General features: G+C 71.9%; 18 protein-coding genes. 9 read left to right on the top strand and 9 right to left on the bottom strand.

Translation table 11 applies throughout. The features are described 5' to 3' along the window. Positions 1-3 precede the first annotated feature (3 nt). The gene (locus A6Q81_RS10900; RefSeq protein ID WP_286690449.1) at positions 4-828 is read left to right on the top strand and encodes a Rossmann-fold NAD(P)-binding domain-containing protein; all 825 of its coding nucleotides are present in this window, start codon (positions 4-6) and stop codon (positions 826-828) included. 111 nt (positions 829-939) lie between these two features. Continuing rightward, positions 940-1626, top strand: a complete 687-nt coding sequence (locus tag A6Q81_RS10895; protein ID WP_067856112.1) for an SDR family NAD(P)-dependent oxidoreductase — start codon at positions 940-942, stop codon at positions 1624-1626. A gap of 22 nt (positions 1627-1648) precedes the next feature. Here the strand turns inward: A6Q81_RS10895 and A6Q81_RS10890 are convergent, their stop codons facing one another. Further along, positions 1649-3628 carry a primary-amine oxidase gene (locus A6Q81_RS10890; protein WP_286690455.1) on the bottom strand — a complete coding sequence of 660 codons (1980 nt, stop codon included), beginning with the start codon at positions 3626-3628 and terminating at the stop codon, positions 1649-1651. Positions 3629-3679: 51 nt separating this feature from the next. Beyond that, on the bottom strand, positions 3680-4372 hold the full coding sequence (locus A6Q81_RS10885; RefSeq protein ID WP_067856106.1) for a TetR family transcriptional regulator: 693 nt from the start codon (positions 4370-4372) through the stop codon (positions 3680-3682). A gap of 182 nt (positions 4373-4554) precedes the next feature. Here A6Q81_RS10885 and A6Q81_RS10880 point away from each other — a divergent pair, with 182 nt between their 5' ends. The 3 genes from A6Q81_RS10880 to A6Q81_RS10870 all read left to right on the top strand — a co-directional run bounded on the left by A6Q81_RS10880 (position 4555) and on the right by A6Q81_RS10870 (position 8042). Then, entirely contained in the window at positions 4555-5664 is a 1110-nt protein-coding gene (locus tag A6Q81_RS10880; RefSeq protein ID WP_286690448.1) for a ferredoxin reductase, read from the top strand. A 41-nt stretch (positions 5665-5705) separates the two neighbouring features. After that, positions 5706-6860, top strand: coding sequence for a fatty acid desaturase family protein (locus A6Q81_RS10875; protein ID WP_083516304.1), 1155 nt, complete (start codon positions 5706-5708; stop codon positions 6858-6860). 759 nt (positions 6861-7619) lie between these two features. Then, on the top strand, positions 7620-8042 hold the full coding sequence (locus A6Q81_RS10870) for a hypothetical protein (RefSeq protein ID WP_286690447.1): 423 nt from the start codon (positions 7620-7622) through the stop codon (positions 8040-8042). On the opposite strand, the gene A6Q81_RS10865 is transcribed toward A6Q81_RS10870, so the two are convergent. Both A6Q81_RS10865 and A6Q81_RS10860 read right to left on the bottom strand, forming a co-directional pair. Then, a complete protein-coding gene (locus tag A6Q81_RS10865; protein WP_286690446.1) occupies positions 8039-8710 on the bottom strand; it encodes an NADPH-dependent F420 reductase in 672 nt (223 codons plus the stop codon). The genes A6Q81_RS10870 and A6Q81_RS10865 overlap by 4 nt on opposite strands. Next, the gene (locus tag A6Q81_RS10860) at positions 8707-9801 is read right to left on the bottom strand and encodes an LLM class flavin-dependent oxidoreductase (RefSeq protein WP_286690445.1); all 1095 of its coding nucleotides are present in this window, start codon (positions 9799-9801) and stop codon (positions 8707-8709) included. The genes A6Q81_RS10865 and A6Q81_RS10860 overlap by 4 nt, the downstream gene beginning before the upstream one ends. 180 nt (positions 9802-9981) lie before the next feature. On the opposite strand from A6Q81_RS10860, the gene A6Q81_RS10855 reads away from it, so the two are divergent. Next, on the top strand, positions 9982-10719 hold the full coding sequence (locus A6Q81_RS10855) for a nuclease-related domain-containing protein (RefSeq protein WP_067856091.1): 738 nt from the start codon (positions 9982-9984) through the stop codon (positions 10717-10719). 40 nt (positions 10720-10759) lie between these two features. Here A6Q81_RS10855 and A6Q81_RS10850 read toward each other — a convergent pair whose 3' ends face one another. After that, positions 10760-11689 (bottom strand): alpha/beta hydrolase fold domain-containing protein, encoded by a 930-nt coding sequence (locus A6Q81_RS10850; RefSeq protein ID WP_286690444.1) that lies wholly within the window; start codon positions 11687-11689, stop codon positions 10760-10762. A gap of 171 nt (positions 11690-11860) precedes the next feature. Between A6Q81_RS10850 and A6Q81_RS10845 the strand changes: the two genes are divergently transcribed. Beyond that, a complete protein-coding gene (locus tag A6Q81_RS10845) occupies positions 11861-12760 on the top strand; it encodes a bestrophin family protein (RefSeq protein WP_286690443.1) in 900 nt (299 codons plus the stop codon). 164 nt (positions 12761-12924) lie between these two features. Continuing rightward, complete coding sequence (locus A6Q81_RS10840; RefSeq protein ID WP_286690442.1) at positions 12925-15510, top strand: carboxypeptidase regulatory-like domain-containing protein; 2586 nt, start codon at positions 12925-12927, stop codon at positions 15508-15510. Between the two features lie 72 nt (positions 15511-15582). On the opposite strand, the gene A6Q81_RS10835 is transcribed toward A6Q81_RS10840, so the two are convergent. The 3 genes from A6Q81_RS10835 to A6Q81_RS10825 are packed head-to-tail and all read right to left on the bottom strand — an operon-like array spanning position 15583 to position 19266. After that, the gene (locus A6Q81_RS10835; RefSeq protein WP_067856082.1) at positions 15583-16368 is read right to left on the bottom strand and encodes a TspO-related membrane protein; all 786 of its coding nucleotides are present in this window, start codon (positions 16366-16368) and stop codon (positions 15583-15585) included. Between the two features lie 59 nt (positions 16369-16427). Then, complete coding sequence (locus tag A6Q81_RS10830; protein WP_286690441.1) at positions 16428-18752, bottom strand: FdhF/YdeP family oxidoreductase; 2325 nt, start codon at positions 18750-18752, stop codon at positions 16428-16430. 37 nt (positions 18753-18789) lie between these two features. Next, on the bottom strand, positions 18790-19266 hold the full coding sequence (locus A6Q81_RS10825; protein WP_202967712.1) for an SRPBCC family protein: 477 nt from the start codon (positions 19264-19266) through the stop codon (positions 18790-18792). Positions 19267-19596: 330 nt separating this feature from the next. Between A6Q81_RS10825 and A6Q81_RS10820 the strand changes: the two genes are divergently transcribed. After that, the gene (locus A6Q81_RS10820; protein ID WP_286690440.1) at positions 19597-21624 is read left to right on the top strand and encodes a hypothetical protein; all 2028 of its coding nucleotides are present in this window, start codon (positions 19597-19599) and stop codon (positions 21622-21624) included. Here the strand turns inward: A6Q81_RS10820 and A6Q81_RS10815 are convergent. After that, on the bottom strand, positions 21606-22372 hold a 767-nt coding region (locus A6Q81_RS10815), incomplete at its 5' end, for an XdhC family protein (protein ID WP_286690439.1). The two genes, A6Q81_RS10820 and A6Q81_RS10815, sit on opposite strands and share 19 nt — an antisense overlap.

Genomic DNA, 22372 nt, shown 5'->3' with positions numbered 1-22372 from the left:
ACCATGACGTCCCCGGACACCTTGCTCGTCGGCTGCGGTCGGCTGGGGGCCGACGTCGGCCTGCGCCTGGCCGCGCTCGGCCACCGGGTGGTCGGCATCCGCAGGCAGGCCGACCAGGTGCCGGCCCCGCTCGTCGGGCTCTCCGCCGACCTGTCGCGCGAGGAGCCGACGTTGCCGGACCTCGACCTCGACCTGCTCGCCGTCGTGCTGACGGCGCGACCGCGCAGCGAGGAGTCCTACCGCGCCACGTACGTCGACGGCATGCTGCGGGCGCTCGACGCCCTCGACCGACAGGGCGCGCGCCCACGACGCGCCGTGCTGGTGTCCTCGACCGCCGTGAACGGCGACGGCGACGACGTGATCACCGAGCAGACGCCTCCGGCGCCCGCCGACGCTCCCGCCGCCGTGCTGCTGGAGGCCGAGCAGGCGTTCCTCGACCGTGTGCCGACCGGCAGCGTGCTGCGCCTGTCCGGCCTCTACGAGGGCACGCCTCGCCTCGCCGACGAGGTGCGCGCTGGCGAGGTGAGCGACCCGCACCGGTGGACGAACCGGATCCACCGCGTCGACGCGGCTCGGGCCGCGGTGCACCTGCTGACCCAGGTCGAGGAGCCGGCGCGCGTCTACCTCGGCACCGACGACGAGCCGGCCCTGCGCGGCGACGTCGCCGCGTTCCTGGCCGAGCGGCTCGGGCTGGGACCCCTGCCTCCCGCCGACCCGGCGCACGGCCACGGCAAACGGATCTCGAACGCCCTGCTGCGCTCCACCGGCTGGACGCCCGACTACCCCACGTACCGCGAGGGGTTCGCGAAGGTCGCCGCCACGCACTGACCCGGCACAGCCACCGCGGAGGTGCCGCCAGCGCCGACCGTTCGCGCTGCCGGTTCGAAGGACCGCGACTAGCGTCGAGAGGGCATCCCACCCGATCCTAGGAGGACCCCCGTGACTACCATCGCCATCGTCGGAGCCGGCCGAGGACTCGGAGCCGCAGTCGCTCGCCGCTTCGGCAAGGAGGGCTTCGCCGTCGCCCTGCTGGCTCGCAACGCCGAGCGCGTCGACGCGCTCGCCGCCGACCTCCAGGCCGAGGGCATCGACGCCCGTGGCTGGACCACGGACGTCCGCGACCCCGACTCGCTCGCCCGGACGCTGGAGCAGGCCAACGAGACGCAGGGCCCGATCGAGGTCCTGCAGTACAGCCCGCTCCCCCAGAAGTCGTTCCTGCGACCGCTGCTGGAGACCACCGTCGACGACACCAAGGGCGCCATCGAGTTCTCCGTCTACGGCCCGATCGCCGCGGTCCACGCCGTGCTGCAGAACATGCGCTTCGTCGGCAAGGGCACGGTCCTGTTCATCAACGGCGGCACGGCGGTGCGCCCCGCGCCGAAGTTCGCCGGCACGTCGCTCTCGTTCGCAGCCCAGTCCGCCTACGCGCAGATGCTGCACGACACGCTCGCCGACGAGGACATCCACGTCGCGCAGCTCGTCATCCCCGGGTCGATCGAGGAGGGTCACCCGCAGAAGGACCCGACGGTCCTGGCGGAGACCCTCTGGTCGATGCACACCGGCCGCGACGAGTTCCGCGTCTTCGCGACCGACATGGACGACGAGGTCTCCGAGACCTCCGACTGACCCTGCGCACCGGGCGCCGGGCTCAGTGGCAGGAGCCCGGCCCGGTGTGGCAGGCCGACGTCGGCTGGGGCTCGACGTCGAGCGAGGGGTTGCGGTCGAAGAACCCGACGGGCTTGAGCCAGAACGAGACGATGTCGGCCGGCATCACCGGCCAGTCCTCGGGCCGCGTGATGTGGTGGATGCCGAACGTGTACCAGAGCACCACGTCGGTGTCGGCGGTCGACCGTCCCTGCTGCACCCACTCCGGCAGGCCGTGGTCGACCCTGCTCTGGTTCACGAACTCCCCGGCGGGCCAGCGCTCCTCGGCGTCGTGCGGGGTCACCCAGACGGTGTGGCCGATCACCTGCGCACGCTGCAGCACCGGCGAGGCGGGATCGAAGAACGACGGGATCGCCCCGCCGGGCACGAGCTTGTAGGAGACGGGCGTGCCGAGCCCGTTGAGCGACTGCTCGTTGACCACCTTCCAGGCGCGCTGGCTCTCCCAGCGGAAGTCGTCGTGACCCTCCACCGCGATCGGCGTGCTCACCTGCCGGATGCCGAGACCGAGCGGGTTGTCCGGGCCGATGGGGTCGACGACCGTCTCGCTGCGCACGACGGTGTTCGTCCGGCCGTCGGGCTCGAGGTCGAGCCGCGCGACCAGGAAGTGCTGGTGGTACGGGGCGTACGTGCGCTCGTCGACGAGCGTCCCGTGCGGGTGCGGCTGGCCCTCCTCGACGTGGGTGACGACCATGATGCCGGTGGCGCGCACCTCGCACTCGATGTTGCCGTCCTCGTAGAAGCGCCAGTAGGTGATGTACTCGTAGTTGGCGACCGTGACGTGGAACGACACGACGAACCGGCGCTGCCGGCGCACCTCGGCGCTGGGTCCGTGAGCACCGTGGTCGACGTGCTTCCAGCCAACCGCACTGTCCTCCTCGTGCAGGCAGATCGCGTTCGCGATGGTGTACGGCTCGCCCGAGCTGTCGTGCAGCACGGCGTCGAGGTAGCGGATCTCGCCGAGGCAGTCGCAGCCCAGCTCGAGCGACTGCGTCATGAAGCCGAGCCCCCACTCGCCGATGTCGAAGGCGGTGCGCCGGTAGTGGTCGATGCTGGGGTCGCGGTAGGGCACGACCATCTCGGCGAAGCTCAGCTGGTGCGCGACCTTGCGCGTACGACCGGCGTCGTCGTAGGTGACGGCGTGCAGCGTCATCCCCTCGCGGTGGTTGAAGCCCACCCGCATGGTCCAGTTCTGCCAGCGCAGCTCGTGCCCGTCGACCTCGAACCCGATGCCCTCGGGCTGGACGATCTCCAGCGGCTTGCGCGGCGGGCGATGACCCTTGAGCCGGTCGGGCACGTGCCGGGGCACGTACTCGCCCATCACGTCGGGGCGCGGCACGCTGTGGGTGTCCTCCACGCGCAGCAGCTCCATGCTGTTGAGGTCGATGACGCAGTGCAGGCCGTTGACCGGTCCGGCGTAGGGGTTGGCACCCTCGGCCGCGCGGACCCACGTGTCGGACCAGCCGATGCGGCGGTCCCGCCACTCCTCGGGCATCACGGCGTCGCCGTAGGTCCAGGTGTCCATGAACACGAGCGAGAGGTCGGTGATGCCCCGCGCCGCCAGCGCGGCGACGACGTGGGGGTGCGCGCGCAGCACGGCGTCGGCCTCCTCCCACTCGTCGACCGTCACGTTCGCCTGCACGCCGGGCACGTGCGCGAAGTGGGTGACGGCGTCCGCGGAGAGGTCGACGCGCGCGCGGAAGGTGCGGTTGGTGGCGCGCTCGAGGCAGATCGCCTCGACCACCCGTGGCGGCACCGTGCCGTCGGCGGCGAATGCGTCGAGCGCCTGCTTCGAGGGCTGGAGGCCCTCGATCGAGCAGTACCGCCAGCCCTCCCCCACGCCGTGCTCGGCGAGGAGCAGGGCCGTGGTCGCGCGGAACTCGTCGGACGTCAGCGGGTCAAGCGGATGGCTCACCTGCCGATCATGCCTGTCAGCAGGGTGCGATGGCGAGGAAAACGTCGCGATGTCACCCGAACGTCACGGAATCGGTACCGCCGACCGCGAGCGACGTGGTCGTCAGCTGGTGGCGGTGTCGTCGGCGGCCCGCAGCCGCCCACTGCCACCGCGGTCCTGCGGACGCGAGCGCCACTGGATCGCGCCGATCGACAGCATCCGCAGCTGCGTGGCGGTCGTCCGCGCCACCTCGCGCTCGAACGCCGGCGTGCCCGGGCCCTGCAGCAGCCGCTCGACCGCCGCGACCATGGCGACGACGATGAGGTTCGCCGACGTGCGGAGGTCGTCGTTGGACCAGTGGACGGCACCCGGCAGGCGGGCGAAGTCGGTCGCGATCTCGGCCTCGAAGAGGTCGAGCTCGTGGCGGATCGCCGCGCGCACGCCCGGCAGACCGCCGACCCGCTCCCGGCTGATGAAGCCGAAGTGCTCGGGATCGGCGCGGACCCGGTCGACCAGGACCTCGACCGACGGGCCGATGACCCCGCCCACCGACGGCTGCGCGGCGCGCACGTCGCGCAGCGTGCGCCGCAGGCTCGAGAACGACTCGTCGACGAGCGCCAGGCCGAGGTCCTCCGCCGACGTGAAGTGCCGGTAGAACGCGGTCGGCGCGATGCCGACCTCACGAGCCACGTGACGCAGCGAGAGGGCCGACAACGAGCTCTGCTCGGTGAGCGTCAGGGCGGCGTCGAGGATGGCCCGACGGGTGCGCTCCTTGCGCTCGGTGCGCGTGGGGAGCGCGACGGGCTGGTCGTCCATGACCCAGATCATACGCACCGGTGGACACGTGACCACCAACGCGACGCCCTGACCTGCACAAACACCGTACGTGCCCGCAGTCACAGCCTCTGGACGTTGACATCCGGGATGTCACATACCGACAGTTGGTGGACAGGTGTCCACCGACACCATCCATCCCGACCCGTGAAGGACAGCGTCCGATGACCTCCACCGCCGCGCTCCCCCCGCTCGCCCAGCGCGTGCTGGGCTCCCGCCTGCTCGCGTCGCTCACCTCCCCGCACGGGGTCGACCACTACCTGCGCCAGATCAACCCGATGTGGGCCGCCACCGACGTCCGCGCCCGCGTCGTCGACGTGACCCGCGAGACCGACGGCGAGCACCCCGTCGCCACCCTGACCCTCGAGCCGACGAGCACGTGGCGCGGACACCGGTCCGGCCAGTACGTGCAGGTCGGGCTCGAGGTCGCGGGCCGTCGCACCACCCGCTGCTTCTCGATCTCCTCCGCCGCGTCGCTGCCCGGCGAGCGGTTCACCATCACGGTGCGCGCGCACGAGGAGGGCATCGTCTCCAAGTACCTCGTCCGCGAGGCCCAGCCCGGCCTGATCCTCCACCTGAGCCAGGCCGAGGGCGCCTTCACGGTGCACGAGAGCGCGGCGACGCCCACGAACAACCACCTCGTCATGATCTCCGGCGGGTCCGGCATCACCCCCGTCATGTCGCACATCCGCACGTTCCTGCGCGACGGCTACGACGGTCACGCCCAGCGCAAGATCACCTTCGTCCACTACGCCCGCTCCCCCGAGGACCAGATCTTCGCCGAGGAGCTGCGCGAGATCGCGGCCGCCGACAACGGCATCACCGTGCACCTGCGCTACGGACCGCACCTGTTCGACGCCGACGAGCTGCGACTCATGGTCGGCGGCGACTACACCGACATGGACACCTGGGTGTGCGGACCCGCCGGTCTGGTCGAGCTCGTGCAGGAGGCGTACGGCGACTCCCCCCGGCTGCGCGTCGAGTTCTTCAAGCCGCCGGCGTTCGCCAAGGACGACGACGCCGAGGGCACCCTCGCGTTCAACCTCGCCGGGTCCACGGCCTCCAACGACGGCTCGAGCATCCTCGAGCAGGCCGAGGCCGCGGGCCTGACGCCGGAGTTCGGCTGCCGCATGGGCATCTGCTTCTCGTGCACGTCGCGCAAGACCGAGGGCACCGTCCGCAACATCCTCACCGGCGAGACCTCCTCGCTGCCCGACGAGGACGTGCGCATCTGCGTCTCGGCCCCCGTCGGCAGCTGCGCCGTCGACCTCTGACCACCGACCTTCACGACCTCCTCATCCCGGAAGGACACGACATGACCACGATCCCGTTCGTCCCTCGCGCCAAGAAGACCAAGACCCGCGCCTCCGACCCGAAGGTGCCGAACCTGACGCCGGAGCAGCTCGAGGCGTTCGGCAACGAGATGGACGCGCTGCGCCAGCGCATCCTCGCCGACCTCGGCGAGGAGGACGTGAAGTACATCCGCGGCGTCGTCAAGCGCCAGCAGCAGCTTGAGGTCGCCGGCCGCGCCCTCTTCTACGTGCCGCCGGCGTGGCCGCTGGCCGTCGCCGCGCTCAGCCTCTCCAAGATCCTCGAGAACATGGAGATCGGTCACAACGTCATGCACGGCCAGTACGACTGGATGGGCGACCCGAACCTCAGCTCGCGCATCTACGACTGGGACAACGTGTGCCCGGGCGAGCAGTGGAAGTACAGCCACAACTACATCCACCACACGTTCACCAACATCCTCGGCAAGGACCGCGACATCGGCTACGGCATCCTGCGCATGGACGCCGACCAGAAGTGGCACCCCTACTACCTGGGCAACCCGCTGTACGCGTTCCTGCTGATGGTCTTCTTCGAGTGGGGCGTGGCCATGCACGACCTCGAGGTCGAGAACATCGTGAAGGGCAAGCGCAAGATCGAGGAGAACGCGCACATGCACTCCGCGATCATGAAGAAGGTGAAGAAGCAGGCCCTGAAGGACTACGTCGTCTTCCCCGCCCTCACCGGCCCCCTGTTCCCGCTGACCCTCGCCGGCAACGCCGCCGCGAACCTCGTCCGCAACGTGTGGGCGTTCAACATCATCTTCTGCGGCCACTTCCCCGCGGGCGTCGCGACGTTCACCGAGGAGGAGTGCGAGGACGAGTCGCGCGGCCACTGGTACTACCGCCAGCTGCTCGGCTCGGCGAACATCAGCGGCGGCGAGCTGCTGCACCTGATGTCGGGCAACCTGTCGCACCAGATCGAGCACCACCTGTTCCCCGACATCCCGGCCCGCCGCTACCGGGCCATCTCCGTCGAGGTCCAGGAGATCTGCGAGCGCTACGGCATCGAGTACAACACCGGCCCGCTGCACAAGCAGCTCTTCAGCGTCGCCAAGAAGATTTGCCGCTTCGCCCTCCCCGACCGCAAGCCGCGCCAGGCCGCCCCGGCCCCCGCCGAGGCCACCCCCGCCGCCGCCTGACGGACCAACCCCACACCGCCCCCACCCGTTCGGGTGGGGGCGGTGGTGGTTTTTCCTTGGGTGCGCGGTCCTCGTCGACCTGCGGCTGCGGTCGTCGTGACCTTCCTGGTGCGCTGGCGCAGGGGGTCCGGACCTGCTGGTGCGCTGCCTCGGCTGGCGCTGGAGGTGGTCTCCGAAAGGGCCTCGACCGGGCGGCTGGGCGGTGCGCTGGTCTGGGGTCTCGGGCTGTGGCTCGCGTCGGACGCAAGGATCTGCGTTGGTGGGCTGAAGGCCAAGGCTTCTGCGTTTGCTACGGGATCCCGTCACCAACGCAGAAGCGTTGGGCCCGAGCGCACGAAGGGAGAATCTTGGTTGCCCTTGGGGGTGGGGTGGGCAGCGCTTCTCCCTTCTCGTGGCACGGTCCACGAGAAGGGAGAAGCGCTGCCACGTCTGACCCCGCCGGCGGTGGATATGCCACCTGTACAGGCCTCAGAAGGTGGCAGATCCACCGCTGAGGGGGCGCACACGCAGGATCGTGCGTCCACCCCCAGCACCGACCCGCAGCCCGAGACCCCAGACCAGCGCCGTCGCCAGCCGCCCGGTCGAGGCCCTTTCGGAGCGCAGGACGAGTCGAAGCCGCGCCAGCGCAGCCCTACCCGAGCAGCAAGCCGCACCGACGCAGCCGCAGGGCCACGAGAAGCCGCACCGACGCAGCCGCAGGTCGGCGCCCCCTGTGGACGAGCACTGGGCCTCCCGGAGTCGCGTGGGGAGGCTGAGGGGATGAGTCCTCTCGACTGCTCGCTCTCGACCACGGCCGCCCTGACCGCCGCGTGGCGGTTCGTCGACGGCGGCTTCGGGTACTCGGCGCCGCAGCTGTTCGTGCTCGTGCTCGACCGACGGGCGCGGATCGTGGGTCCGGTGATCCACCTGTACGACGAGCACCAGGCTGCTGCGCCCGACGACGGGATGCTCGGCCTGCTCGTCGAGCGGCTCGCGGAGACCGTCGAGGAGCTGGCGCCGGGAGGCGGGGTGGCGCTCATGAAGGCCCGGCCCGGTCGCTCACCCGTCATGACGGCGGCCGACCTGCGGTGGTGCCGCGCCCTGCACCGTCACCTGCAGGCCGCGGCGTTCTCGAGCCGGGCCCTCTTCTTCGCCACCGACCTCGGGCCCCGCATCATCGCGCCCGACGAGCTGATCGGCTAGGTGCGGGCGGCGAGCACCTCTCGGCCGCGCTCGGACTCGGGGAAGCGCGCCACCATCGCGCGCAGCTCGTCGGCGCCGACGTTCGCGCCGAACGGCTCCGTCCCCGGCTCCAGACGCACTCCGTCGGCCAGGGGCCCCACGACCACGGGGTCGAAGCCGAGCTCGTCGACGAGCCGCGACGCCGCGGCCACGGCGTCGCCGTCGTCGCCCGCGACCGCGATCGCCCGCCGGTCGGCCGAGCCCGACGGCTGCGCACCGTCCTCGAGGTCGTGGTAGCCCATGTGGTTGAACGCCTTCACGACGCGCGCCTCGGGCAGGAACGCCTGCACGACCTCGCTGGTCGACGTGCGGGGATCGGTCAGGTCGTCACGGACGCCGTCGACCTCCCACCAGTAGTTCATCGCGTCGACGACGACCTTGCCAGCCAGCGCCTCCGCCGGGACGGTGCGGTGCTTGCCGAGGGGCAGTGCCAGCACGACGACGTCGGCGCGGCGGGCAGCGTCGTCGGCGACGGTCGACGTCGCACCGGGTGCGAGCACGTCGACGGTCAGCTCGATGTCCTCCGCCGGGCCCGAGCCCGCCACCAGCACCTCGTGGCCGGCCGCCACGGCGAGGCGGGCCAGGACGGTGCCGACCTTGCCCGCGCCGAGGATGCCGACGGTGGTCATGCCTGCGCCGCCGCGGCCGGCACCGTCGCGTCGGCCGCCAGCAGCTCGCGTACCCGCGGGATCACCTCGGTGCCGTACAGCTCGACCGACCGCAGACGGTCGGCGGCGGGCGTCGACCCGGTCGTGTAGATCATGTCGAACCGACCGACGCCGAGCGTGCGAATGGCCGCAGCCATCTTCTGGGCGACCGTCTCGGGCGACCCGAGGTAGAGCGAGCCGTGCGCGATCTCGCGCTCGTAGTCACGCGGCGTGACCGGCGGCCAGCCGCGGTCACGGCCGATGCGGTCGCGCGACGCCTTGAAGTGCGGCCAGGCGATGCGTGCGGCGGCCTCGTCGGTGTCGGCGACGAACCCGGGCGAGTGCATGCCGACCGGGTGCGCGGTCGTGCCGAACTTCTCCGCGGCCCGGCCGTACAGCTCCAGGTAGGGCGCGAACCGGTCGGGCGACCCGCCGATGATGGCGATCATGAGCGGCAGGCCGTAGTGCGCGGCGCGGACGACCGACTGCGGCGAGCCGCCGACCCCGACCCAGGTGTCGAGGTGGCCGGAGTCCGTCTTCGGGAAGACGTCGGCGCCCTCGAGCGGCGCGCGGGTGGTGCCCGACCACGTCACCGGCTGCTCCTTCAGCAGCTCGGTGAACAGCTGGATCTTCTCCTCGAAGAGCACGTCGTAGTCGGCGAGGTCGAAGCCGAAGAGCGGGAACGACTCGGTGAAGGAGCCGCGGCCGAGGATCACCTGCGCCCGACCGTTCGACAGCGCGTCGAGCGTCGCGAAGCGCTGGAACACGCGCACCGGGTCGTCGGAGGACAGCACGGTCACGCCCGACGCCAGCCGGATCCGCTCCGTGCGCGAGGCGATGCCGGCCAGCACCGTCTCGGGGCTGGAAATGGCGAAGTCGTCGCGGTGGTGCTCGCCGAGCGCCATGACGTCGACGCCGACCCGGTCGGCGAGCACGGCCTCCTCGACGACCTGGCGGATGGCGTCCGCGTGCGACAGCAGCTCTCCGTCGGGTCCGAGGGGGATGTCGCCGAACGTGTCGAGCCCGAACTGCACGGCGGGGGTCGTCGTGGTGTCGTCGGTCTGCGTGGTCATGCTGGTCACCTTCCGCTGTCGTCTCTCGACCAAAAGTAGTTCAAAATTCATCTACTTCAAGCACCGGCCCTCCCCCACTATTCCGCCTGCCCCACCCGCGGCGCGTCAATCCCTGCGGGACAGCCCCGGAACGCGTACGGTTCAGCCACCGACGGTCGTGGAGAGCGAGGGGATCAGACGGTGACGGTGCACGAGGTGGAGCGACCCGCGTACGGACGCCACCGGTCCGAGACGCCGACGGGCGAGCGGCGCATCGTCCTGCGCCGACCTGGCACGTGCAGCCTCTGCTCCAGCGCGCTCGCACCGCGCACGACCGCCGTCGCCGACCCCGACCACGGCTCGGTCCGGTGCGTCGACTGCGAGGGCGGTGCCGCCCTGGCCGCCGCGGCGCGGCACCGTCGGACCGGTGACGACGAGCTCGCGCCGGCCGTCTCTCCCACAGCGCACGCCGACCTGCGGCACCGCCTCGACCAGCTGCGCGACCACGACGTCCGACTGCTCCACGGGCGTCGGGTGCCGGGGTCCTCGACGACCCTCGACCACGTCGTCGTCACGCCCGGCGGCGTCTGGGTGGTCGCCGAGTCCGACCTCGAGGGCGACCTGCGCGTCGTCGTCGAGGGTGGCCGGCTGCGCCCCCGCAGCGAGCGCCTCGTCGTGGGCCGACGCACCGTCTCGCGGCCCGTCGACACGGTGCTCAAGCAGGCCGCCGCGGTGCGCGACGTCGTGGGCGCCGACGTGCCGGTGCATCCCGTCCTCTGCGTCGCCGGCGACGGCCCGGCCGCCGACGGCGTGACCACCCGCGGCGTCGCGGTGGTGCGTCCTGCAGAGCTGGAGAGCTTGCTCCTGCGCTCCGGCGACGCCGGCATCGACGTCCCGGGCGTCCGTCAACGCCTGGCCGTCGTGTTCCGCGTGGTCTGAACGTCGCGCGCCGTCGCCCCCGCCGCGGCGGGCCACCGACTCAGCCCGGCGGGCTCGCCGCCGTCGTGCGCAGCAGCGCGACGAGCGCGCGTCGTGTCCGACGCCCCTCGGGGATCGCTCGGGTCATCCACACGTGGAACATGCTCGTCACCTCGTGCACGCGCAGGTCGACGTCCGCGTCCCGCGCCCGTTCCGCGAGCGTCTCGACCGCCGGACGCAGGATGTCCCGGTCGCCCACGAGGACGTCGACCGGCGGCAGCCCGTCGAGCCTCGTCGCCTGCGGGCTGACCTCGGGGTCGGCCGGGTCGCGTCGGCCGGCCCACCAGCGCCCGGCCGCGCGCAGCCCGGACTCGGCGAGCATCGGGTCCGACGCCTCCAGGTCACGCACCTCGGGCTCCGACAGGGTCGCGTCGAGCCAGGGCGAGAGGCAGACGACACGACGTGGCTCGGGCCCGTCGCCGTCACAGAGGCGACGTGCGACGACCAGCGCGAGCGCCCCGCCGGCCGAGTCGCCCATGACGACCGTCGGCAGCCGGTCCACGTCGTCGGCCGCCAGCGCGACGAGCGCGGGCAGCACGTCGTCGACGGTCGCGTCCGGGGCCAGCGGGTAGGCCGGGACCTCCACGAGGGCCGGCGTCCGCGCCAGGGCCGACACCAGCCTCCAGTAGTCCGACGTCAGCGGGTGCACGTAGCCGCCACCGTGCAGGTAGACCACGCGGACGACGGGACGACGACGTCGTGGCTGCACCGACCACACGGTCATCCCGTGCCGATGCGCGCGTCCCACCCGGTGCACCCACCGGGCCCGTCGTGTCGGCGGGGCGTCGCCCGACTGCTGACGTCTCCTGGCGGTGCGCAGCGTGCGCTGCGCGCCCTCGAAGGCCTGCTTGTCACGACGCAGCCACATCAGCCGCATGTACAGCACGGTGAACGGATGCCGCCTGCGAGGATCGGTGGACCAGCCGAGCATGTGTTCCCTCTCGTCGACGTCGTCCTCCCACCAGTACCAGGGGACGTCCGAGACCACCACCGGGCCGTCGACGCGAGCGACCCGTGCCGTCGACGAACTCTTGGCGGCTCCTCAGGGACGGACGCGCCCTTCTGACCTGCGGTCCGACGCTGTCCACGCAAGGCTTGACGCATGATCACCTCGCGCCTCCCGAGGTCAGCATCCGTCTGGCGACCGCTGCTCGTGCCGACGATCATGCTGCTCACCTGGGACGTCGGGGTGACCGTCGCGTTCCAGCTGAACTGGTTCGAGTTCCCGGGCATCACGATCCAGTACACGCTCTACGGCACGGCCATCGCCCTGTTCCTCGGCTTCATGGTCAACGCGGGCTACGCGCGGTGGTGGGAGGCGCGCACCCTCTGGGGCAGCATCGTCAACCACTCGCGGAACGTGGCACGCGAGGCGACCACGCTGCTCGACCCGACCGTGCCGAACGCGCGGCGCGAGCTCGGCCCCGACATGGTGCGCGCCCAGATCGCCTACGTGCACAGCCTGCGGACGTCGCTGCGCCAGCAGGACCCCCCGCCGGAGATCGACCGCTACCTCTCGCGTGACGCCGCCGTCCGGGTCAAGAACGCCAGCAGCGGCCCGACGGCCACGCTCACCCACCTGGGTCGGCTCCTCGCCGAGGCGCGTCGTCGCGGCATGATCGACGACTTCGCCCGCGTGCAGGTCGAGTCGACGCTCAGCGTCCTGACCGACGCGCAGGGCGGCCTGGAGCGGATCAAGAAGACCCCGCTGCCCGTGCAGTACCGGCTGCTGCCGTCGTTCTTCGCCCGCACGTTCTGCATCATCCTGCCGTTCGCGGTCTACCAGGACCTGCAGTGGTGGACGCCGATCGGCTCGGGCCTGGTCGGCATGATGTTCCTGCTCGCGGTCCAGGTCGGCAAGGACCTCGCGGACCCGTTCTCCGACGACGTGCACGACGTCCCGATGACGGCGATCAGCCGCACGATCGAGATCGACCTGCTCGAGATGATCGGTGCGGACGCCCCCGGCCCGGTGAACCCCGTCGGACAGGTGCTCTGGTGACACGACGGCTGCCGATCCGGCACTGAGCGGAAGCACCCATCCTGCCTCGTCCGGGGCACGCCGCGCAGCGCTTCGCAGAAGGTGCGCGAAACTTGTTCATTCGCCGGACGTGGCGTCGGACGCGGTCCTAGGGTGCACCGAGTCCTACCGATCGGAAGTCCCCCGTGATCCCACGCCCCGTCCCCCTGCAGCGCGCCGTGCTCGCGCTCGTCACCGCCTCCGCCCTCCTGCTCGGCATCCTCGCCGGCACCGCACCCGCCCAGGCCGCCACCACGGTCGTCACCGGCACCATCACCTCCTTCGACGGCCACCCGGTGTCCACCGGGGTCGAGCTCTACGTCAACATCGCGGAGCCCGGCCAGACCCCGCTGTGGAGCTCGACGCAGCAGGTCTTCAGCGACGAGAACGGCGTCTACCGCTTCGACGAGGGACTGGACGCCACCCAGTACCGCATCGGCGTCGCGCCGCAGTCGCTGTCGAGCTACGACGAGGAGACGGGCGAGACGACCTTCACGAACCTCGCACCCGTCTTCCACCCCGCCGCCCGCACGGTCGAGTCCGCCACGACCGTGAAGGTCCCCGCCGGACGCACCACCACCGTCGACATCACCTCCCCCGAGGGCGGGGTCGTCTCCGGCACCGTCACGGGACAGCCCGACCTGCGCCACGACAACCTCGCCGTCATCGCCCAGTACCGCGACCCGGCGACGGGCACCTGGGGAACGGCCGGCTTCGCACCGGTCTTCGAGGAGGACCACGCCTACGACCTCGTCCTGCAGCCCGGCAGCTACAAGCTGCGCTTCTACGACGGCAACGGCTACCACTACACGGAGTACTGGAACGACGCCGCCACCCGCGACGCCGGCCAGGACGTGACGGTCACCGCCGGCGGCACCCTCCCCGGCGTCGACGCCGAGCTGGCCCGTGCGGGCCGCATCGAGGGTCGTCTGACCCTGGCCAGCGGCGCCCCGGTCGACACCGACAACTCCTTCACGACGATCGAGCGACGCGACCCGGCCACCGGCACGTGGTCGCAGGTCGACGACGTCGACGGTGGCTACCTCGACGCGGAGGGGCGGTTCGGCTTCGGACCCCTCGTGGCCGGCACCTACCGCGTGAAGGCCGTCTCGAACGAGTACCCCGACACCTACTACGGCGGAGGCACCGAAGGCACCCCGATCACGGTCGAGACCAGCCAGGTCGTCACCGGCATCGACCTCAGCCTCACCAAGCCCGGCTCGGTCTCCGGTGCCGTGCAGCTGCCGACCGGCAAGGCCGCTCCCGGCGCGACCGTCGTCGTCTACGCGAAGGCGGAGTCCGGCACCTGGACCCAGGTCGACGAGTCGTCGACCGACAGCCGCGGCGGCTACGTCATCGGCGACGTCCCGGCCGGCACGTACGCCGTGCAGGTCTTCCCGGGCAACCCGGCGTACGCGCCCCAGGTCTACCTCGGCAAGACCTCGCTGGACGCGGGCACGCCGGTCACCGTCAAGGACGGCACGCGCACCCGCCTGTCGACCGTGAAGCTCACCGCCGGCGCCACCGTGTCGGGCACCATCACGCTGCCGAAGGGCGTCAGCGACCGGGTCGCGCGCACCGTCGACGTCATCGACCCGGCGTCCGGTGACCTCGTCTCGAGCGTGGTCGCGTCGAAGCGGGGCTCCGGCACCAGCTGGACGTACGCCGTGCCGGGTCTGGCCGCCGGCTCCTACCAGGTGCAGTTCGCACGCTCGAGCGGTTCGTCGCTCGCCACCGGGCAGTTCTTCAAGAACGTCCCGGAGACGCAGGGACGCGCGAGCGCCACGGCGGTCAAGGTGACGGCGGGCAAGACGACGCCGTCGGTCAACGCGACGCTGCGCACCGGTGCCACGATCACGGGCCGTGTGCTCGACACGCGGGGCGAGCCGCTGCGCTGCTCGGTCCTGGCCGTGTCGGCCGACGGCACGCTGACCACGCGGTCCGCAGTGTCGTCCTCCTCGACGGGCACCTTCACCATCTCCGGGCTCAGCGCCGGGCAGTACAAGGTCCTCGTCCAGGGCGACGAGTCGGCGTGCGTCGCCGACCCTCAGTCGAACGACGAGACCTCGGGCTACTACTTCGACGGCGACGACACCGCAGGTCGCACGACCTGGGACCCCGCGCAGGCGAACCTGGTGACGGTCGAGGGCACGGGCACGAGCGCCCTGGCCGACCAGTACTACGGCCCGGTCGAGGGTGACACGTTCGACAGTGCACCCGCCCCGACCGTCACGGGCAAGGCCGCCGTCGGCTCGCGCCTGGCGTCGGACACGGCCGGTGACGCCACCCCCGGCCAGGACGGCATCGCCTACCAGTGGCTCCGCAACGGCAAGCCCATCAGCGGCGCCACCGAGACGGGCTACACGGTCGTCGCGGCCGACGCCGGCACGGTCCTGACCGTCCGGTACACCTGGCGCAAGGAGGGCTACGTCGATGTCGTCACGGCCTCCCGCGACGTCAAGATCGGCGCGTCCAACCTGGCCAAGCCGACGATCTCGGGCACGCCTGCGGTCGGCAGGACGCTGAAGGCCGCCCGCGGCACGTGGGCTGGCACGGGCTGGACCTACGGCTACCAGTGGTACCGCGGAGACGCGGCCATCAAGGGCGCCACGGCGTCGACCTACACGCCCACGCGGAGCGACCGCTCCAAGACGCTGACCGTGCGGGTCACCGCTCGCAAGACCGGGTTCGCGAGTGCCACCGCCGCGAGCGCGGGCACGAAGGTCCGCTGACCGCAGCAGGCACGTCGAGGCCGTCCGTCCCCTCGGGGTCGGGCGGCCTCGCCGCGTCGGGCCGGACCGGTGTCAGGCGCGGCGCCGCGCGAGGAGCGCGGCTGCCGTCAGGACGATCGCGACCCCAGCCACGGCGGAGGCGGCGAGCACCGAGGTCGTGCCGTCGGCACGGCCCGTGACCGCGATGCCGAGCATCGCCCACGCCCCGGCAGCGGCGTACGCCACGTTCCCGCCCGTGCGGACCAGCACCGCGAGCAGCGTCACCGCCGCCACCGCGAGCACGCCCAGCTGCCAGCCGACGGACTGCGCCGACACGACCTCGAGGTCGACGAGCGCGGTCGAGAGGTTGAGGAAGAACGCGGCAGTGACCCAGCCTGCGAAGAGGCCGACCGCCGCGCGCGTCAGCACCGCGAACCAGCCGGGCTCGGACGAGGAGCCCCTCGTCGTCAGCCCCACGGTGAGCACGGCGTCGACCGCAGCGACCAGCATGAGGAGCAGCGCGAGCGCGGTCGCGATGCTGCTGTCGAGGGCGGCCAGCAGGATCCACAGCGCCCCGCCCAGGTAGAGGACGACGAAGTCGACCTGCAGACGTCGCGGCACCGCACCGGGGCCGCGGACCAGCGTGGCCACGGCCTGGACGATCGCCAACGTGTAGATGACGCCCCAGATCGAGAACGCCCAGCCGACGGGCGTGATCAGCAGCTCCGGCCCCGAGCCCTGGGCGGGCGACGCACCCGGACCACTGATCGTGACGACGGGCGCCACCACCTCGAGCACCGACGCGACGAGCACCGCCCACGCGAGTCCCTGGGTGCCGGTCCGGGCCGCTGCGTGCGTGCTGCGCGTCGTCGTCGCCATGCCTCGAACGTACCGACGATCTGCGGGTCCGGCCCGCCGAGACGGCACGCGGGCGCGGGTCAGGTCGTGGCTCCCTCCGGCGCGCGGTCCGGGCGCGAGCCCACCTTCTCCAGCCGCACCACCACGTCCTTGTAGGTCGGCTGGTTGCTCGTCTCGGCGACGCTGTCGAGCGGGACGAGCACGTTGGTCTCGGGGTAGTAGGCCGCGGCTCCTCCGCGCGGTGTCGGGTAGGCCACCACCGTGAACCCCGACGCGCGACGGTCCACGCCGTCGTCCCAGACCCCCACGACGTCGACGGTGTCGCCGTCGGACAGGCCGAGGTCGAGCAGGTCGTCGCGGTTCACCATCACCACCTGGCGGCTGCCGTGGATGCCGCGGTAGCGGTCGTCGTCGGTGTAGGGGACGGTGTTCCACTGGTCGTGCGAGCGCAGGGTCTGGAGCACCAGGTGGCCGGCGGGCGCGCGCGTCGCGCGACCGCGGTTGGTGGTGAACCGTGCCGCGCCCGTCTCCGTCGGGAAGACACCCTCGTTCACCGGGTTCGGCAGGGTGAAGCCACCCGGGCGCGTCACGCGCCGGTCGTAGTCGTGGAAGCCTGGGACGATGCGGGAGATGCGGTCGCGCACGTGCCCGTAGTCGGCCTCGAAGTCGGTCCACGGGATCGCCTGGGAGCCGTCGAGCGTGGCCCGCGCGAGGCGGCACACGATGGCGACCTCGCTCAGCAGGTGCGGCGACGCGGGCGTGAGCCGTCCTCTCGTGGTGTGGACCTGGCTCATCGAGTCCTCGACGGTCAGGAACTGGGGACCGCTGTCCTGGACATCGAGCTCGGTGCGGCCGAGCGCCGGCAGGATCAGCGCGGTCTCCCCGCACACCGCGTGGGAGCGGTTGAGCTTGGTCGAGACCTGCACGGTCAACCGGCACCGGCGCAGGGCGGCCTCGGTGGCCTCGCTGTCGGGCGCCGCGCGCACGAAGTTGCCGGCCAGGCCGAAGAAGACGCTCACCTCGCCGTCGCGCATCGCGCGGATCGTCCCGACGGCGTCGCGACCGTGCTCGCGCGGCGGCTCGAAGCCGAACTCGTCGCGCAGGGAGTCGAGGAACGCGTCGGGCATCTGCTCCCAGATGCCCATCGTGCGGTCGCCCTGCACGTTGCTGTGCCCCCGGACCGGGCACGGGCCCGTGCCCGGGCGACCCACGTTGCCGCGCAGGAGCAGGAAGTTCACGATCTCGCGGATCGTCGGGACGGCGTGCCGCTGCTGGGTCAGCCCCATGGCCCAGCAGACCACGACGCGGTCGCTCTGCAGCACGTCCTCGTGCACGGCACCGATCTCGTCCAGCGTCAGGCCGGTCTCCTCGAGCACCTCCGCCAGGTCGACGCCCCGCACGTGCTCGGCGAACGCGTCGAAGCCGTCGGTGCTCGACTCGATGAAGTCACGGTCCAGCACCGTGCCCGGTGCCTTGTCCTCGGCCTCCAGCAGCATCCGGTTGAGCGCCTGGAACAGCGCGAGGTCGCCACCGGGACGCACCTGCAGGAGCCGGTCGGCGATCTCGGTCCCCCGGCCCACCACGCCGCGCGGCTTCTGCGGGTTCTTGAACCGGCGCAGGCCCGCCTCGGGCAGCGGGTTGACGGCGACGATCCGCGCGCCGTTGAGCTTGGCGGTCTCCAGCGCCGACAGCTGTCGCGGGTGGTTCGACCCAGGGTTCTGGCCGACGAGGAAGATCAGGTCGGCGTTCTCGAGGTCGAGCAGGCTCACCGAGCCCTTGCCGGTGCCGAGCGTCTCGTGCAGCGCGAAGCCGCTCGACTCGTGGCACATGTTGCTGCAGTCGGGCAGGTTGTTCGTCCCGTACGCCCGCGCGAACAGCTGGAAGAGGAACGCCGCCTCGTTGCTCACGCGTCCCGACGTGTAGAAGGACGCCTGGTCGGGCGAGTCGAGCGACCTCAGCTCGTCGGCCACGAGGGCGAACGCCTCGTTCCAGCCGATCGGCTCGTAGTGGTCGGTGCCCGGTCGCTTGACCATGGGCTCGGTCAGGCGACCCTGCTGGTTGAGCCACCGGTCCGATCGGGACGCGAGATCGTCGACCGGGTGGGCGCGGAAGAACTCGGACGTCACCCGACGCCGCGTCGCCTCGTCGTTGACGTGCTTCGCGCCGTTCTCGCAGTACTCGTTGCGCGAACGGTGCCCGACCTCCGGGTCGGGCCAGGCGCACCCCGGGCAGTCGATGCCGTCGACCTGGTTCATGGTGAGCAGGGTGCGGGCCGTTCGGGGAACGGTGGTCTGCTCCAGCGAGTACTCCAGCGCGTGCCTGACCGCCGGCACGCCGGCTGCCCAGGCGCTGGGCTCGTCGACCGTCAGGCCCGTGGTCTCGTCGTCGTGCGGTGCGTCGTCCATGGTGTTCCTCTCGACGTGCTGGTCGGGCGGCTCGGGCTCAGCCGTGCACCCATCCCGGGTGGGCCGGCGGCTCCTTCTCGACGTGCTCGACCCGACCGCGGTGGATGGTGCCGCGCCAGGCCTCGCCGACGTCGCCCACGGTCTCCACGAACGTCCGGAAGCGGTCCAGCTCGGCGCTGACGATCGGTCGCAGCAGGGCCTCGGCCGCTCGTCGGGGCACGACGGGCGGGCACGGCACGCGGAGGGTCAGGGTGACGACGCACGTGTCGGGACCGGTGGCACGGAACGTCGCCTCGCCCTCGTGGACGACGCGGCTCCCGAGCGTGTGCCACGCGACGAGGGTGTCGGGATGCTGCTCCACCACCTCGGCGTGGAACTCGTGGCGCAGCGGTCCGAGCCGGACGAACCAGCGCGTCACGGCCGGACGGACCTGCTCGACCCGGTGCACGTGGCGCGCGAAGCGCGGGAAGCTCTCGTACTGCGTCCACCGGTCGTAGGCGGTGCGTACCGGCACGCGCAGGTGTCGCTCCTCGTCCACGGTCCCCGGGCCCCGGTGGCCCCACGGCCTAGGCGCACGCACGACGCCCTCCTGGTCCCCTCGGGGCTCGGGTGCAGCGCATGTCATCCTCCGGTCGGGTCGGCGTCGACACCCCGGGCGTACCCGCCGCGTCGGCGTCCATGCACTTCCCGCCGATGAACGCAGCCCCATCGACGTGGCGGCTGGTGCCGCAGGGAGCACGTCGGGGCTCGGTGCAGGTCGGGGAGGAATTCCGGGCGAAACCCGGACACCCCGGGTGCGCCACCCCTAGAGTTCAGACGTCTTGCTCAAACATCCAGGGGAACTGTGAAGAACACACGGCTGTCCGTCCTCGCCCTGCTCGTGGTCGCTCTCGTCCTCGGCCTCGCGCCAGCCGCGTCCGCAGCCGACGAGCCGCGCCTGCCGGACTTCGTCGGTGGATCGACCGACGCCCCCGGCGTGGAGGTCCGCATCGAGCGCTCGACCACCGGCCAGACCGACGGGCCCTTCGAGACCGCCGCCACGACGACCACGGACGCGTCGGGACGCTACCGCGTCACGCTCGCGGAAGGCCTCTACCGCGCGACCTTCAACGCCCAGCCGAACGGCTCCGCCGAGTCGAGGCTTCGCGGCAGCGCGACCTACCGGTCGGACTCCTGGTCGGGCGGGGAACCCTACTTCTCCGTCCGCCCCGACTACCGCGGTGGCCCCTGGTCCCAGGAGCTCGAGACGACCTACCTGCCCTCCCGGACGGGCAGGCTGAAGGGTCAGATCACGTCGATCTGCCAGGATGCGCGCCCTCACGGCCGCAGCGAGGTCTACGCCGCTGACGACGCCGACCCGGCCCGGGCAGGCAGCTTCGCCTTCTACGACGCCACCGGCTACGACGTCACCGGCTTCGAGGAGCCCACGAAGGTGCTCGTGCGGGCTGACGGCTACATGCCCAGCTGGGTGGGTGGCGACGACTTCGCGTCGGCCACGCCCTTCACCCTGCCGACGACCGGCGCGACCCCCACGGCCGACACCCAGGGCCCCGACGTCACGTTGGAGCCGGCGTTCGAGGACGGAGTCACGTCGACCGTGCGGGGAACGGTGGTCAATCGGAGCTACGACGGGGTCTCGGGCCTGGAGGTGCGCCTCTACCGCTCGGTCACCGACACGCCCGAGGGACCCTGGGTCCTCGAGGCGACCCGGACCTCTGGATCGGGCCGCGGCGCCGGGTCCTTCACCGCCCCCGTCCCCCAAGGCCTGTACCGCGCGACGGTCAACGAGATTCCCGACGGCTCGCCGGCCTCGCGCACCTACCTGCCGCGGGCCTGGCGCCACTGGAGCGCGCCGAAGCTCCAGGGGACGGGAGTCGAGGACGCCACCAACATCTGCGTCAACCGGGACACGGTCGAGCTGGGGGCACAGACCGTCGAGCCCGCCGGCGGGACCTTCGCCGGGCGCGTGACCGACCGTCGCGGCGAGGCGCTGAGCTGGGTCGAGGTGGCGCTCTACGCCGACGACGCCACCGATGGCGACCCCATCCGCACCACCCGGACCGACGGGTTCGGCCGGTGGGAGATGCCCGCCATCAGTGGCGCTGCGAAGCTGCGTTTCACGCCCGGGAAGACCTACGTCAACGGGCAGCAGCTCGTCGTCCACCGCACGGCGTGGAGCGGCGGCGCCTCCGACGCCGACTCCGCACAGACCGTCTCGGCCGAGCGCGGCTCGACGACGTCCGTCGACGTCCGGCTCCTGGACGCCCCGCTCGTCGTCCAGAAGAACCCGACCGTCCCGCCCCGGCCCCTGGCCGGGTCGAGGGTGACGGCCAACCCTGGGTACTCCACGGTCAGCGCCGCCACGCAGCGCTACCAGTGGCAGCGCTACGACGGACGTCGCTGGACGACGATCTCCGGCGCGACCCGGCGGGCGTACCACCCCACCGCGTCCGACGTGGGACACCAGCTGCGCGTCCAGGTCACCCACGTGCCGCCCCGCTCCTACGAGGGCGTCGCGCCCGTGACCGTGGCGTCGCGCGGATCGAGCACCATCGTGCGCACCAAGGCCCACGTGCGCGCGAGCGCGAAGGTGAAGGGCAGCAGGAGCTTCGACGTCTCGGCGAGGATCACGCTCGGGGGGACACCGCGACCCACTGGCACCGCCTACGTGCAGTGGATCGCCCTCCGCCCCAAGGGTGACTACCTGTACCCCTCGGGGAAGACCTACGAGCGTCGCGTCCGCTACTCACGAGGAGCGCTGCGCACCACTCTCCGCACGCCGCGCTCGGGGTACTGGGCGTACGCGGTGATCGTCCCTGGGACCAAGACCGTCATCGAGCACTACGACGACCACTACGTGCGGCTCAGGTAGGCGTCGTCGACGCCTCGACCGCCGGCGGAGCCGGACCGACGGTGGATCGGCCCGTCGGTGTCGCCGAGCCCGCGTCCGGTGCCGCCACAACGGACGGCGACGACCTCGGCGAGGATGCTGATGGCCGTCTCCTCCGGCGTGCGCGCGCCCAGGTCGAGGCCGAGCGGCGAGTGCAGCCGGTCGAGCTCCTCGCTCGTCAGGCCGGCGGCGCGCAGCTGCTCGAGTCGCTCCCGGTGGGTGCGCCGCGAGCCCATCGCCCCGACGTAGGCGACGGGGAGGCGCAGCGCGCGGGTCAGCGTCGGCACGTCGAAGCGGGCGTCGTGGGTGAGCACGCACACCACCGTCCGAGCGTCGATCCGACCGGCGGCCACCTCGGCGTCCAGGTAGCGGTGCGGCCAGTCGACGACCACGCGGTGGGCGTCAGGGAACCGGTCGGCGGTCGTGAAGGCGGGCCGGGCGTCGCAGACGGTGACGTCGTAGCCGAGGAAGCGTCCAGCCCCAGCCAGGGCGCGCGCGAAGTCGACGGCGCCGAGGACCACGAGTCGCGGCGGCGGCGTCCACGTCTGCACGAACGCCCGCACACCGGACGCGAGCGGCGAGCCGTCGGGTCCGCAGTGCACGACACCGGTGGCACCGCTCGCCAGCATGGCCTGGGCACGCTCCTGCAGCGCCCGCCGCAGGCCGGTCGCGCCGCTCGCCGGCGTCGCTGCGTCAGGACGGACCGCCTCAGCAGGAGCTGCGTCGACGG

It is taken from the genome of Aeromicrobium sp. REDSEA-S38_B2 (assembly GCF_001628525.1).
GTDB lineage: Bacteria > Actinomycetota > Actinomycetes > Propionibacteriales > Nocardioidaceae > Aeromicrobium > Aeromicrobium erythreum.
This window is presented reverse-complemented; position numbering and strand designations above follow the sequence as displayed.